We start from the raw sequence: 13,931 nt of genomic DNA on the forward strand, positions 1-13,931 counted from the left end.
ATACGGGTGACTGTACTTGTGTGATGCGGGCACGCACCATGCCCGCCATGCATCGCCGGTTGAACTACCTGTGCTGCGCCCTCATCTATCCTTTCTATTCCCTTCTTTGGTGCGTAATCCGATATGAGTTCCGCTCTGTCCATCCGGCAGCTAACCAAAACCTACGGCAACGGTTTCCAGGCCCTGAGTGGTATCGATCTGGACGTTGCCGAAGGTGACTTCTTCGCCTTGCTCGGCCCCAACGGCGCCGGCAAATCCACCACCATCGGTATTCTCTCCACCCTGGTCAACAAGACCAGCGGCACGGTGAATATCTTCGGTCATGACCTGGATAAATCCCCCGCGGCGCTCAAGCGTTCCATCGGCGTGGTGCCCCAGGAGTTCAACTTCAACCAATTCGAAAAGACCTTCGACATCGTCGTGACCCAGGCCGGTTATTACGGCATCCCGGCGAAAATCGCCAAGGAGCGCGCCGAGCAATACCTGACCCAACTGGGCCTTTGGGACAAGCGCGACGTGCCTTCGCGTTCGCTGTCCGGCGGCATGAAGCGTCGCCTGATGATCGCGCGCGCGCTGGTACATGAACCACGCCTGCTGATCCTCGACGAACCCACCGCCGGCGTGGACATCGAGCTTCGTCGCTCGATGTGGACCTTCCTCACCGAACTCAATGAAAAGGGCATCACCATCATCCTCACCACCCATTACCTGGAAGAGGCTGAGCAGCTGTGCCGCAACATCGGCATCATCGACCACGGCACCATCGTCGAGAACACCAGCATGCGTAATCTGCTGGGCCAGTTGCATGTGGAAACCTTCCTGCTCGACCTGAAGAACGATCTGTCGGCGGCGCCGCAACTGCTCGGTTACCCGAGTCGCCTGGTGGACGGCCATACCCTGGAAGTCCAGGTGGACAAGGCCATGGGCATCACCGCGCTGTTCACGCAGTTAGCTACCCAGAACATCGAGGTGCTGAGCCTGCGTAACAAAACCAATCGCCTTGAGGAGTTGTTCGTGTCCCTGGTGGAGAAAAATCTGACGAAGGTGGCGGTATGAGTTCCGAACTGCAGCCCAACCTCGTCGCCCTGCAAACCATCGTCTACCGTGAAGTGAAGCGCTTTACCCGGATCTGGCCACAGACCCTGCTGCCGCCGGCGATCACCATGGTCCTGTACTTCGTGATCTTCGGTAATCTGATCGGCCGGCAGATCGGCGACATGGGTGGTTTCACCTACATGGAGTACATCGTGCCGGGCCTGATCATGATGTCGGTGATCACCAACTCCTACGGCAACGTGGTCTCCAGCTTCTTTGGCAGCAAGTTCCAGCGTTCCATCGAGGAACTGATGGTGTCGCCCGTGTCGCCGCATACCATCCTGATCGGCTACACCCTGGGCGGCGTGTTGCGCGGCTTGATGGTCGGTGTGATCGTGACCTTGCTGTCGCTGTTCTTCACTCACCTGCAGGTGCATCACCTGGGGTTGACCATTCTGGTAGTGGTGCTGACGGCGACAATCTTCTCGCTGCTGGGGTTCATCAACGCCGTGTTCGCACGCAACTTCGATGATATTTCGATCATCCCGACGTTCGTGCTGACGCCGCTGACCTACCTGGGTGGGGTGTTCTATTCCATCACCCTGCTGCCGCCGTTCTGGCAGACCGTATCGCTGGCCAACCCGGTGCTGCATATGGTCAACGCCTTCCGCTACGGCATCCTGGGCGTGTCGGATATCAAGATCAGCGTGGCGATCACCTTCATGATCGTGGCCACGGTGGTGCTGTATATCGGTTGCGCGCGGTTATTGGTGAGTGGGCGCGGGATGCGTACGTAAGTACTGATCTAAATGCGGTAAAAAAATGTGAGAGGGGCAAGCCCCTCCCACATTTGGTTTTGTATAAGGCCTTATGACTTCAGCGCCAGCTCGATCAGCTTGTGCAGTTCTTCTACTTCCAGCGGCGCGCTGGAGAACAGAATCCGAAACACCGTCGGCGCCGCCAGCAGGTTGATCAAGCGGTCCACGCTTGGCGCCGCCTCGGCGGGATAGCGATCGACAATCGCCTGCAACTGCCCACTCAAGATGCTCACGCAAAACCCCGGGGTCACGCTGCATTGCACGTCTCGCATCATGTTGCGCCCCGGCTCCGAACTCATTTCATCCAGGTATTGCTCGGCCCAGGCCTGCAGGTCGCCGCGCAGGCTGCCGGTGTTGGCCGGTTCGCTGTCGGGGCGCATGCGCGCCAGGGCCACGTCGGCGAGCAACACCGACAGGTCGCCCCAACGCCGGTAGATGGTTGACGGCGTGACGCCCGCACGTGCGGCAATCATCGGCACGGTCACGCTGGAACGGTCATGGGCTTGCAGCAGCTCACGCACGGCCGAATGAACGGATTCTTGTACCCGGGCACTACGGCCCCCCGGGCGGAGGCCTTCTTTAATCGCCATGTTATGACCTTAACACAAAGAATTTGCTTTAAGCCTTCGCCAGTAGCACACTCTACAAAAGCAAAATATTAGCTTTAGCGGAGTGTGCCTATGCCCAATCTTCCTTCTCAGCGTTCCAGCCTGGTGTTCCTGGCGATCACCTTGCTGACGTTCCTGGCCGCGTCCAGCGCGCCGACGCCGTTGTACCACGTGTATCAGGAGGGCCTGCATTTTTCGGCGGGCATGCTCACGCTGATCTTTGGTGTGTACGCGTTGAGCCTGTTGGCGGCCTTGTTGACCGTGGGTTCGTTGTCGGATCACCTGGGGCGCAAACCGGTGATGTTTGCCGCGCTGGTCCTGAATATGCTGGCGATGTTGCTGTTTATCAATGAGTCCAGTGTGGCCTGGTTGCTTGCCGCGCGTACGCTGCAGGGCTTTGCCACCGGCATGGCCACGGCGGTGCTGGGGGCGGCGTTGCTCGATACCGATCGCCAGCAAGGGCCGCTGATCAACAGCGTGGCGCCGTTGTTGGGGATGGCCTGCGGAGCAATGGGATGCAGCCTGCTGGTGGAGTTTGCACCGTTCCCGACGACCTTGATTTACGCGGTGCTGTTCAGCTTGATGCTGTTGCAAGCCTTGTATGTGTGGCGCCTGCCGGAAACCGTCAGCCGCATGCCTGGGGCGTTGGCGTCACTGTGGCCCACCTTGCACGTGCCGGCCCAGGCCCGCCGCGCGTTGTGGATTGCATTGCCGGTGGACGTCGCGGTATGGGCCATGGGTGGTTTTTATCTGTCCCTCGCGCCGTCGCTGGTGCGGGCGGCGACCGGCTCCACGTCCAATCTGATCGGTGGCGGGTTGGTGGCCGTGCTGACATTGAGCGGTGCGCTGATGATCTACAGTCTGCGCAATCGCCCGGCCGACAAGGTCCTGCGCCTGGGAGCCGGGCTGCTTGCGATGGGCGTGGCGTTGATCCTCGGCGCTGTGCATGCCGGCAGCCTGCCGTTATTTTTCATCGCCACGCTGATCGCCGGCAGCGGCTTCGGGGCGGGGTTCCTGGGGGCGGTGCGCAGCGTCGTGCCGCTGGCCTTGCCCCACGAACGGGCGGGCTTGATGTCGGCGTTCTATGTGCTGAGTTACCTGGCGTTCTGCGTGCCGTCACTGTTGGCGGGCAATCTGATCCGCAGCCTGGGTTTGATTGCCACTACCGACGCGTATGGCGTATTGCTGATCGTGCTGGCACTCAGTGCCTTGGTCGCGCTGCTGGTGCAGGATTCTTCCAGGCGCAAGGCGACATCCAGCCATTGATCCGGTAATAATCGGCGACTTAAAAAGCCATGAGATTCAAGCATGAAGATCATCCGCAGCAAGGACTTCACCGGCAGCCGTGCCTGGGAGGCACTGGATGTCGCCAACATGAACGGCATCACCACCCGTTTGCATTGGACTGACCAGCCGTATCGCTGGCACATCAACGACGGAGAAGAAGTCTTCGTGGTGTTGGATGGACGGGTGAACATGCACTACCGCGACCAGGGGTTCGAGCAGGTGGCAGAGCTGGCGGTGGGGGATATTTTCTATGCCGGTATCGGTACCGAACATGTGGCGCATCCCCAAGGCCCGGCGAGGATTCTGGTGATTGAAAGCGAAGGCAGTGTCTAGCGCTTATTGGTAAAACAGATAACAGTTAGAGATATTACCCGTTATATAGATATTCGATCAGGTTCTACCATGGCCTCAACCTCATGCGAGGAAGAGGATTGCCATCATGACTTGCTCGAATACCATCAGCTACAAACCCTTCAGCCACCTGACCCGACCCCGGGAAGTGATTCGCCAGTTCACGCCCAACTGGTTCGCCGCGACCATGGGCACGGGCGTGCTGGCGCTGGCCCTGGCGCAATTGCCGCTCAATCTGCCAGGTCTGCACGCGATTGCCGAAACGTTGTGGCTGTTTACCACTGGCCTGTTCGCACTGTTCAGCGTCTTGTATGCCGCGCGTTGGGTGATGTTTTTTCACGAGGCACGCCGGATCTTCGGGCACTCCACGGTTTCGATGTTTTTCGGCACCATTCCCATGGGCCTGGCGACCATTCTCAATGGCTTGCTGCTGTTCGGCCTGCCGCGTTGGGGCGCTGATGTGATCCCGTTGGCCGAAGCCCTGTGGTGGCTGGACGTAGCCATGGCCGTGGCCTGCGGCGTGTTGATCCCGTTCATGATGTTCACCCGCCAGGAACACAGCATCGACCAGATGACCGCCGTATGGCTGTTGCCGGTGGTCGCCGCCGAAGTCGCCGCGGCCAGCGGTGGCTTGCTCGCGCCACACCTGGCAGACGCCCATGGGCAATTGGTGATGCTGGTGACCAGCTACGTGTTGTGGGCGTTTTCTCTGCCGGTGGCGTTCAGCATCCTGACCATCCTGATGCTGCGCATGGCCCTGCACAAACTGCCCCACGCCAATATGGCCGCGTCGAGCTGGCTGGCGCTCGGCCCCATCGGCACCGGAGCCCTTGGCATGTTGTTGCTGGGGGGCGATGCGCCCGCCATCTTCGCCGCCAATGGCATGCCCGGCATCGGTGAGATCGCCAATGGCCTGGGCCTGGTGGCGGGCATCACCCTGTGGGGCTTTGGCTTGTGGTGGATGCTGATCGCGGTGCTGATTACCCTGCGCTACCTGCGCGCCGGTATTCCGTTCAACCTCGGTTGGTGGGGCTTTACCTTCCCGTTGGGTGTCTATGCCCTGGCCACGCTGAAGCTGGCGAACGTGCTGCACCTGGGGTTCTTCAGTGTAACGGGCAGTGCGCTGGTGGTGGCGTTGGCATTGATGTGGCTGGTCGTGGCCAAGCGCACCGTGCAGGGCGCCTACAAAGGTGAGCTTTTTGTTTCTCCGTGCATTGCAGGATTAGGGAATAAGTAAGCGGGATTAGGTAAAGTCGTGGCCTGACAATCTATAAGCCTTCAGGCCACGCAGGAACACGGACGATGAGCCACCCCTCACAATTCACCTTGCTGCGCACGCGGCGCTTTTTGCCGTTTTTCGTCACTCAGTTGCTGGGTGCCTTCAACGACAACATCTTCAAGCAGTCGTTGATCCTGGCGATTCTCTACAAACTCACCATCGACGGTGACCGCTCCATCTGGGTCAACCTGTGCGCCTTGCTGTTTATCCTGCCGTTCTTCCTGTTCTCGGCGCTGGCCGGGCAGTTTGGCGAGAAATTCAACAAGGACGCGTTGATCCGTGCGATCAAGATCGGCGAGATCGTGATCATGGCCGTGGGCGCCACGGGCTTTCTCACCAATCACCTGGAATTGATGTTGCTGGCGCTGTTTGCCATGGGCACGCACTCGGCGCTGTTCGGCCCGGTGAAGTACTCGATCATGCCCCAGGCGCTACGTGACGATGAGTTGGTGGGCGGCAACGGCCTGGTGGAGATGGGCACGTTCCTGGCGATCCTGGCCGGCACTATTGGGGCTGGGGTCATGATGTCGTCCGCGCATTACGCGCCGGTGGTGTCGGTAGCGATTGTCGGCGTGGCCGTGCTGGGATACCTGGCCAGCCGCAGTATTCCGCGGGCGGCGGCGTCTACCCCAGGGTTGCGTCTGAACTGGAATATCTTCAGTCAATCCTGGGCCACCTTGCGCCTGGGCCTGGGGCAGACGCCGGCGGTGTCGCGCTCCATCGTCGGTAACTCGTGGTTCTGGTTTGTCGGGGCGATCTACCTGACGCAGATCCCGGCGTATGCCAAAGAGTGGCTGTACGGCGACGAGACCGTGGTGACGTTGATCCTGACGGTGTTTTCGGTGGGCATCGCATTGGGGTCGATGCTCTGCGAAAAACTCTCCGGGCGTAAGGTGGAAATCGGCCTGGTGCCGTTCGGTTCATTCGGCTTGACGGTGTTCGGCCTGCTGCTGTGGTGGCACTCCGGTGGTTTCCCGCAGAACGTGCAGGCCAATGACTGGCTGGCCGTGCTGAGTTATGGCCAGGCGTGGTGGGTGTTGCTCGATATCCTCGGCCTGGGTGTGTTCGGCGGCTTTTATATCGTGCCGCTGTACGCGCTGATCCAGTCGCGCACCGCCGAGCACGAGCGAGCCCGGGTGATCGCGGCCAACAACATCCTCAACGCGTTGTTCATGGTGGTGTCGGCGGTGGTGTCGATCCTGTTGCTGAGTGTGGCCAAGCTGTCGATCCCCGAGCTGTTCCTGGTGGTGTCGCTGCTCAACATCGCGGTCAACACTTACATCTTCAAGATCGTCCCCGAGTTCACCATGCGCTTCATGATCTGGCTGCTCAGCCATTCCATGTACCGCGTGGAGCATCGCAACCTGCAGGCCATTCCGGATGAAGGCGCGGCGTTGCTGGTGTGCAACCACGTGTCATTCGTCGATGCCTTGTTGATCGGCGGCGCGGTGCGTCGGCCGATTCGTTTTGTCATGTACTACAAAATCTATCGCTTGCCGGTGCTCAACTTTATCTTCCGCACGGCGGGAGCGATCCCGATTGCCGGGCGCCATGAAGATATCCAGATCTACGAAAAGGCCTTCATGCGGATTGCGCAGTATCTGAAGGAAGGTGAACTGGTGTGCATCTTCCCGGAAGGCAAATTGACGACCGATGGCGAGATGAACGAGTTTCGTGGCGGCGTGACGCGCATTCTGGAAGAAACCGCGGTGCCGGTGATTCCCATGGCGTTGCAGGGGTTGTGGGGGAGTTTCTTCAGTCGCGATCCGAACAAGGGGTTCTTGCGTAGGATCTGGTCGCGGGTGGTGTTGGTGGCGGGTGAGCCGCTTGCTGTGGAGGCTGCAACGCCTGCGCAGTTGCAGGCTGTGGTGGGTGGTTTGCGGGGGAGTGTCAGGTAGTTCTGTGTTGGAGGAGTGGCCTCATCGGGAGCAAGTCGAACCGTCGCACCGCCCCTCCCACATTTTGATTTGTGAATACATTCAGAATGTGGGAGGAGCTTGCTCCCGATGGCGGTAGTGGCTTAAGTGGAGATCTTGAGCCCAATCAACCCGCAAATAATCAACGCCACACTGGCCAGCCGAAACAGCGCCATGGATTCGCCAAACAGGATAATCCCGGCGATCACCGTGCCCACGGCGCCCACACCCGTCCACACGGCATAAGCGGTGCCCAGCGGTAACTCTTTGACCGCCAGCCCCAGCAGCCCGAGGCTGACAGCCATGGCGACAATCGTCAGGACGGTGGGCAGCGGCTTGCTGAAGCCGTCGGTGTACTTAAGGCCCACGGCCCAGCCGACTTCGAACAACCCGGCAAAAAACAGAATGATCCAGGACATGATGACCTCGCTTCTTCAGGCGGGGTCGTCCCCGGAGTCAACGCGCATTGGCGTCGCGAGGTCGTCCCCGCGAAGCGCGTAGAGTGCCGAAAACGGATCGGGCGATCAAGTTTGCGGGGTGTTCTCCAAAATGCGGCGGTCTTCCTTTTCGCTCATGCGCCGGAAGTAGGTCGACAGCAACGCCCCGGAAATATTGTGCCAGACGCTGAACAGCGCACTCGGCACCGCCGCCAGTGGCGAGAAGTGCGCGCTGGCCAATGCGGCGCCCAGCCCGGAGTTCTGCATGCCCACTTCCAGCGCCAGCGATTTGCGTTGCGCCAAAGGCAGCTTGAACACGCGGCCGGTGAAGTAACCCAGTAAAAAACCGAAGCTGTTGTGCAACATCACCACGGCCATGATCAGCAGGCCCGATTCGGCAATCTTCGCCTGGCTGGCGGCAACCACCGCCGCAACGATGATCACGATGCTGATCACCGACACCAGCGGCAACACCTCCACCGCATGGCGCACCCGCGTGCCGAGCAGGCGCTGCGCAACCACGCCGAGCACGATCGGCAGCAGTACCACTTGCAGGATCGACCAGAACAACTCCATGAACGACACCGGCAACCAGGCCGAGGCCAACAACCAGATCAGCGCCGGGGTGAGCAGCGGGGCGAGGAGGGTGGTGACGGCGGCGATGGCCACCGACAACGCCAGGTCGCCGCGCGCGAGCCAGGTCATCACATTGGACGAGGTACCGCTTGGGCAGCAACCGACCAGGATTACGCCGACGGCGATTTCCGGCGGCAGGTGGAACACCTGACACAACACCCAGGCCACGCCCGGCATGATCACGAAGTGCGCAACCACGCCCAACGCCACGCGCCAGGGGTGGCGGGCGACTTCGGCGAAATCGTCGAGTTTGAGGGTCAGCCCCATGCCGAACATCACCAGGCCCAGCAGCGGGACGATGGCGCTTTTCAGGCCGATGAACCAGCCGGGTTCGAGGAAGGCCACGACAGCGAAAATCAACACCCAGTAGGCGAAGGTATTGCCGACGAAGCGGCTCATGGCGGCGAGTGCGCGCATGGGGGTGTCCTTGTTGTTAGATTCTTGAAGTTGAAACACATATCAAATGTGGGAGGGGGCTTGCTCCCTCCCACATTTTGATCTTCACACGGCTTAGATACCCTGTGGCGTTTCTTCGCCGCCCAGTGCCTCAACCAACGCCGGCAGGAACTCGCCAAAGGTCAGCATCATCAGGGTAAAGCTGGCATCCAGTTGGCCCAGGGCTTCGTCGCCGCCGTCCTGTTCCGCCTGGTCTTGCAGCAGGTCTTCGAACTTCAGGCGCTTGACGGTCATCTTGTCATCGAGCATGAAGGACAGCTTGTCTTGCCAGGCCAGGGACAGTTGCGTCACGACCTTGCCGGTGGTCAGGTGCAGTTGTATCTCTTCGCCGGTCAGATCCTGGCGCTTGCAACGCACAATGCCGCCGTCTTCGTGGGTGTCGCGCAGTTCGCATTCGTCGAGCACGAAGAAATCATCCGCCGGTTTCTGGGTAGTGACCCAGTCGGTCATGATTGCGGTCGGTGCGGTTTTCACCGTGAGTGGGCGTACCGGCAGGGTGCCGATCACTTCACGCAGGGTCGACAGCAAGTCTTCGGCGCGTTTCGGGCTGGCCGAGTTCACCAGGATCAGGCCTTGTTTCGGCGCGATGGCGGCGAAGGTCGACGAGCGACGGATAAACGCGCGTGGCAGGAAGGCCTGGATGATTTCATCCTTGATCTGGTCGCGTTCCTTCTTGTAGACCTTGCGCATTTGCTCGGCCTCGATTTCTTCGACTTTCTCTTTGAGCGCGTCACGCACGACACTGCCCGGCAGGATGCGTTCTTCCTTGCGTGCGGCGATCAACAGGAAGTCGCCGCTGACGTGGACCAGGGGCGCGTCTTCGCCTTTACCGAACGGCGCGACGAAACCGTAAGTAGTCAACTCCTGGCTTGCACAAGGGCGCGCCAGCTTGGTGGCCATGGCCGCTTCCAACGCCTCGGCATCAACAGGCAGATCTTGGGTCAGGCGATAGATAAGCAGGTTCTTGAACCACATGGGGTGAGTCTCTCCTTTATACAAAGGGGAGCATTATTCTCTTGATAGCGGCTCAGGCCAACCCTGCCTAAGCCATTGGAAGGCCTCAAAAAAAAGATTTAAGAAAGTGCTTGCCAGACCCAGGGTCGCTCCGTAGAATGCGCGCCACACCGAGACGAAGGGTGATTAGCTCAGCTGGGAGAGCATCTGCCTTACAAGCAGAGGGTCGGCGGTTCGATCCCGTCATCACCCACCATTCGCTTCATGTGTTACGCGCAGCGGTAGTTCAGTCGGTTAGAATACCGGCCTGTCACGCCGGGGGTCGCGGGTTCGAGTCCCGTCCGCTGCGCCATATTCGGTCACCTGGAACGCTGAACGCCAGGTCGCCACAAGAAGCCCGCTCATTGAGCGGGCTTTTTTTCGTCTGCAGCATTTCACTGGCATCCATCTCCAGCCACGGTTACACCGCTGGCACAGCCTTTTTATCATTTCTTACTCATCCATTTTCATATGGGTGTGTCTACCGCTGCGCTGTATTCCCCTCCTTACGATTGGCCACGGCAAATTTTCCTCCAGCGTACGCGCGAGGCGTTGGCATCTTGCGCCAACGCCTCATCCGGTCAGAGCATGCGGCGCAGAACATCGTTACGAGGGTCTCGGTCGTAAAACCGATGCTTGAGGGCACCCACCACATGCAGCACGATCAGCCCGAGCAGGGTATAGGCGAGTATTTTGTGCAGCCATTGGAAGACGACAAACCAGGCGTCATTTTTGGGCAGCAGCTCCGGCAGGTTCACTCCGAAAAAGAACACCCCGTCACTCATGGTGTAAGTGCTCGACATGGAGTAGCCCATCAACGGCACGATCACCAACAGCGCATACATGACGCGTTGCGTGAGCCTGGACAACATCCGTTCGTGCGGGGCCAGGGTTTCCAGCGGTTGCGGAATGTTCGGTGCCCGCCAGCGCAGGGCGATCTGGGTGAGCACCAGCAAAAACGTCAGCACGCCGAAGGATTTGTGCCAGGGGTAATAGAGCTCGTATTTGCTTGCCACTTCGTCGTTCAGGCCGGTCATGTGCCAGCCTGCCCAGAGCAGGCCCAGGATGAGCACGGCACGGACCCAGTGCAAGACGCGCAGGGAGGTCGGATACCGATCTATTGTCGGTTGATCTATCGGGTTCATCGCAGGCTCTCCATTGATCATCAAAGGCGTGAGGAATGCACGGTTGGATGGCCGCCCCGCGGGCAGAGGGCCGCAGGGTGGCTGGGTGGGACGTGGGCTTAGTCGGGCAGCAGCACGGTGATGACTTTTTCCTCGGTGTAGGCCTGCGCGCCGCCAAACCCGCCTTCACGACCCAGACCACTGGCCTTGACGCCACCCCAGGGCAGGTTGGCGTCCAGTGGGCTCCAGCAGTTGATGCCGATGGCGCCGGCCTTGACCTGCGCGGCCACGCGGTGCGCGCGTGCCAGGTCGGTGGTCCAGACCGTGGCCGCCAGGCCGTAGGCGCAGTCGTTGGCCAGGGCCACGGCCTCTGCTTCGCTGTCGAACGTGATCACCGTGCCGACCGGCCCGAAGATTTCGTCCTGGGCGATCGCCATGTCGTTGCGCGCGTTGGCGAAGATCGTCGGGCGTACGAACCAGCCTTGCCCAGGGGTGGAGACCCCGCCGGCCAGCAGCGTTGCGCCCTGATCGATACCCAGCTGGATGTAACGGTTGACGCGGTCGAACTGCGCTTTCTTGGCCACCGGTCCCATTTGCACGTCGGGCTCGCGTGGGTCACCGACCTTGACCGCACGTGCGGCATCGGCCAGTGCGGCGGCGAAGCGTTCGGCCAGGCTGCGCTGGACCAGGATGCGCGAACCGGAGGCACAGATCTGCCCCTGGTTGACGAACAGGCCCAGTGCGCAGCCGAACAACGCGTCATCGAATGGCGCATCGTCGAACACGATCTGCGGGCTCTTGCCGCCCAGCTCCAGCGCGACGTGCTTGAACAGCACACCGGCGGTGCGCTGGATCTCGCGCCCGGCCTCGGGGCTGCCGGTGAAGCTGATCTTGGCGACGTGTGGGTGCTCGCACAGGGCGCGGCCCACTTGCGCGCCGTAGCCGGTGACCACGTTGATCACGCCATCCGGAAAGCCCGCTTCCTGCGCCAGTACCGCCAGGTGCAGGGCCGACTGCGGGGTCTCTTCCGCGGGTTTGACGACCACGGTGCAACCTGCCGCCAGCAGTGCGGCGAGCTTCCACACGGTGATCATCAGCGGTGAATTCCACGGCACGATGGCGCCTACTACGCCCACGGGTTCGCGCACCGTGTACGAGAGGGTCTTGCTGCCGAAGTAACCGCCGGTAGGGATGGTGCGGCCCTCCAGCTGGTTGGCCCAGCCGGCGGCGGCGCGCAGGTTGGCGATGGCATTGGGCAGGTCCATCCGGCGTGGTTCGAGGGGGGAGCGGCCGATGGCGTTGGCGTCCATGTCGGCCAGCACCTCGCTGTCACGCTCCACCAGGTCGGCCAGTTTCGACAGCAGTCGACCACGCTGGGCGCCGTCGAGCCGGCTCCAATCTCCGCCCTCAAGCTGGGCGTGTGCCGCTGCCACGGCACGTTCCACATCGTCGACGGTGCCGCGTGCGCAACTGCCGTATGTCTGTTCGGTCACGGGGTCGATGAGCGGGATGCGCCCACCGTCGCTGGCTTCGCGCGGCGCGCCTTGGATGAAGTGGTTCAGGTGTTGATTCATGTGAGTGTCCAGGGGTGATGAGCAGGAGGCATACACCTCATGCCTCGAGGGAGGCCAGGGCGTCGCCGAAGATGTCCAGCGCCTTGAAGAACATCGCGCGCGGGATCGTCAGCGATGGCATCACGCGCATGACGTTGCCGTAGCGGCCGCACGGGATCATCAGCACGCCGTGGTTCATCAGGTAGCCCATGAGCCGGCCGATTTTTTCGCCCGCCAGCGGCGTCCTGGTGGCGGCGTCTTCGACCAGTTCGATGCCGATCATCAGGCCACGGCCGCGCACTTCGCCCACCCATCGGCTATTGAAACCGCGTATGTGTGCCTGCGCTTCCAGTCCCAGGGTGTGGGCGCGTTCAAGCAGGCCGAGTTCCGGGTCTTGCAGGATGCTGATGTTGGTCAACGCCACGGCCGCGGACAGCGAGTTGGCAGCGAAGGTATTGGGCATCGACCCGTCGGGAATCGCGGCCGCCAGGTCCGAGCGCATGATCAGCCCGGCCATCGGCAGGTCGCTGCCGATGCCCTTGCCGAACGTGAGCATGTCGGGCTTCACGCCGGAATGCTCCACCGCCCACATCTTGCCGGTGCGCCCTGCGCCGGATTGCACTTCATCGACGATCAGCAGCGCGCCGGCGCGGTCGCAGGCTTTGCGCAACAGTTGCAGGAACTCCGGCGAGGGGGGCACGTAGCCGCCTTCGCCCTGCACCGGTTCGACGATCACGGCGGCCACGTCATCGGCGGCGGTGTAGGGGCTGTTCAGCAGGTAATCCACGTAGTCGCCGGCGATCTGCTCGGCGCTGCGGTGTGTGGTATCGAAAGGAAAGCGGTAGGCGTAGGGGTAGGGCGCATGGATCACGCCGCCCATCATCGGGCCGTAGCCCTTGCGGTAGGCCGTGCCGGTGGTGAGCGCGCCAGAGGCGTTCCACACGCCGTGGTAGCCGCCGTGGAAGGCGAGGATCTGGTGACGCCCGGTGATACGTTTGGCGAACTTGACTGCCGCCTCCAACGCATCGCTGCCGCTTTGTGTAAAGAACGTGATGCAGTCGCCGCGCAGGCCTTCGGGCGCGATCTCGGAAAGTTTGGCTGCGAGCGCGGTGCGGCGGGTGCTGTTGATTTCCAGGGCGTGCATCAGCACTTCGGATTGGTCGCGGATGGCCTGCACCACCTTCGGGTGGCAGCGGCCGACGCTGCTGACGCCCACGCCCGCGGACAAGTCGATGTAGGTGTTGCCGTCAGGGTCCTTGAAGGTCGCGCCGAACGCGCGGTCCATCGCGATCGGCATGCGCCCGCCGCCGCGCGCCATCGACTCCGTACGCGCCGACAGCGCCAGCGCCTCGCGGGTCATGGGGCCGGGCAGGGTTTTGGAAATCATGCGCGGGGCATCCGCGAAATGCAGGGCTTCTAGTTTGGACTCACTCATGAC

The 13,931-nt window shown here is 61.4% G+C and carries 13 protein-coding genes and 2 tRNA genes; 8 read left to right on the forward strand and 7 right to left on the reverse strand.

All coding sequences use genetic code 11. The features are described 5' to 3' along the window. The first annotated feature begins 123 nt into the window (after nucleotides 1–123). Together PSH66_RS09695 and PSH66_RS09700 are read left to right on the forward strand one after the other, a co-directional pair. Nucleotides 124–1,056: an ABC transporter ATP-binding protein gene (locus tag PSH66_RS09695; RefSeq protein WP_003172876.1), complete on the forward strand. Its 933-nt coding sequence runs from the start codon at nucleotides 124–126 to the stop codon at nucleotides 1,054–1,056. Continuing rightward, nucleotides 1,053–1,832 carry an ABC transporter permease gene (locus PSH66_RS09700; protein WP_003172877.1) on the forward strand — a complete coding sequence of 260 codons (780 nt, stop codon included), beginning with the start codon at nucleotides 1,053–1,055 and terminating at the stop codon, nucleotides 1,830–1,832. Before PSH66_RS09695 ends, PSH66_RS09700 begins: the two co-directional genes overlap by 4 nt. A 71-nt stretch (nucleotides 1,833–1,903) precedes the next feature. Here PSH66_RS09700 and PSH66_RS09705 read toward each other — a convergent pair whose 3' ends face one another. After that, complete coding sequence (locus tag PSH66_RS09705; protein ID WP_003172878.1) at nucleotides 1,904–2,443, reverse strand: TetR/AcrR family transcriptional regulator; 540 nt, start codon at nucleotides 2,441–2,443, stop codon at nucleotides 1,904–1,906. Between the two features lie 90 nt (nucleotides 2,444–2,533). Between PSH66_RS09705 and PSH66_RS09710 the strand changes: the two genes are divergently transcribed. The 4 genes from PSH66_RS09710 to PSH66_RS09725 all read left to right on the forward strand — a co-directional run bounded on the left by PSH66_RS09710 (nucleotide 2,534) and on the right by PSH66_RS09725 (nucleotide 7,276). After that, the gene (locus PSH66_RS09710; RefSeq protein ID WP_305428922.1) at nucleotides 2,534–3,727 is read left to right on the forward strand and encodes an MFS transporter; all 1,194 of its coding nucleotides are present in this window, start codon (nucleotides 2,534–2,536) and stop codon (nucleotides 3,725–3,727) included. A gap of 42 nt (nucleotides 3,728–3,769) precedes the next feature. Further along, a complete protein-coding gene (locus PSH66_RS09715; protein WP_003172880.1) occupies nucleotides 3,770–4,081 on the forward strand; it encodes a cupin domain-containing protein in 312 nt (103 codons plus the stop codon). A gap of 106 nt (nucleotides 4,082–4,187) precedes the next feature. After that, nucleotides 4,188–5,336: a TDT family transporter gene (locus PSH66_RS09720; RefSeq protein WP_003172881.1), complete on the forward strand. Its 1,149-nt coding sequence runs from the start codon at nucleotides 4,188–4,190 to the stop codon at nucleotides 5,334–5,336. A gap of 65 nt (nucleotides 5,337–5,401) precedes the next feature. Beyond that, on the forward strand, nucleotides 5,402–7,276 hold the full coding sequence (locus PSH66_RS09725; protein WP_003172882.1) for an MFS transporter: 1,875 nt from the start codon (nucleotides 5,402–5,404) through the stop codon (nucleotides 7,274–7,276). Between the two features lie 122 nt (nucleotides 7,277–7,398). Here the strand turns inward: PSH66_RS09725 and sugE are convergent, their stop codons facing one another. The 3 genes from sugE to rdgC form a co-directional block, all read right to left on the reverse strand. After that, nucleotides 7,399–7,713, reverse strand: a complete 315-nt coding sequence (sugE, locus tag PSH66_RS09730; protein WP_003172883.1) for a quaternary ammonium compound efflux SMR transporter SugE — start codon at nucleotides 7,711–7,713, stop codon at nucleotides 7,399–7,401. Between the two features lie 105 nt (nucleotides 7,714–7,818). Continuing rightward, nucleotides 7,819–8,784: a bile acid:sodium symporter family protein gene (locus tag PSH66_RS09735; protein WP_003172884.1), complete on the reverse strand. Its 966-nt coding sequence runs from the start codon at nucleotides 8,782–8,784 to the stop codon at nucleotides 7,819–7,821. Nucleotides 8,785–8,877: 93 nt separating this feature from the next. After that, nucleotides 8,878–9,798: a recombination-associated protein RdgC gene (rdgC, locus tag PSH66_RS09740; RefSeq protein ID WP_003172886.1), complete on the reverse strand. Its 921-nt coding sequence runs from the start codon at nucleotides 9,796–9,798 to the stop codon at nucleotides 8,878–8,880. Between the two features lie 159 nt (nucleotides 9,799–9,957). On the opposite strand from rdgC, the gene PSH66_RS09745 reads away from it, so the two are divergent. Then, nucleotides 9,958–10,033: transfer RNA gene (locus PSH66_RS09745), tRNA-Val, on the forward strand. 19 nt (nucleotides 10,034–10,052) lie between these two features. Beyond that, a tRNA-Asp gene (locus PSH66_RS09750) sits at nucleotides 10,053–10,129 on the forward strand. 268 nt (nucleotides 10,130–10,397) lie between these two features. Here PSH66_RS09750 and PSH66_RS09755 read toward each other — a convergent pair. The 3 genes from PSH66_RS09755 to PSH66_RS09765 form a co-directional block, all read right to left on the reverse strand. Beyond that, nucleotides 10,398–10,961, reverse strand: coding sequence for a cytochrome b (locus PSH66_RS09755; RefSeq protein WP_305428924.1), 564 nt, complete (start codon nucleotides 10,959–10,961; stop codon nucleotides 10,398–10,400). A gap of 98 nt (nucleotides 10,962–11,059) precedes the next feature. After that, nucleotides 11,060–12,514 carry an aldehyde dehydrogenase gene (locus PSH66_RS09760; protein WP_141063694.1) on the reverse strand — a complete coding sequence of 485 codons (1,455 nt, stop codon included), beginning with the start codon at nucleotides 12,512–12,514 and terminating at the stop codon, nucleotides 11,060–11,062. A gap of 37 nt (nucleotides 12,515–12,551) precedes the next feature. Further along, nucleotides 12,552–13,928 carry an aspartate aminotransferase family protein gene (locus PSH66_RS09765; RefSeq protein ID WP_003172890.1) on the reverse strand — a complete coding sequence of 459 codons (1,377 nt, stop codon included), beginning with the start codon at nucleotides 13,926–13,928 and terminating at the stop codon, nucleotides 12,552–12,554. Between the last annotated feature and the right edge of the window lie 3 nt (nucleotides 13,929–13,931).

The organism is Pseudomonas sp. FP597, assembly GCF_030687435.1.
Lineage (GTDB): Bacteria > Pseudomonadota > Gammaproteobacteria > Pseudomonadales > Pseudomonadaceae > Aquipseudomonas > Aquipseudomonas lactucae.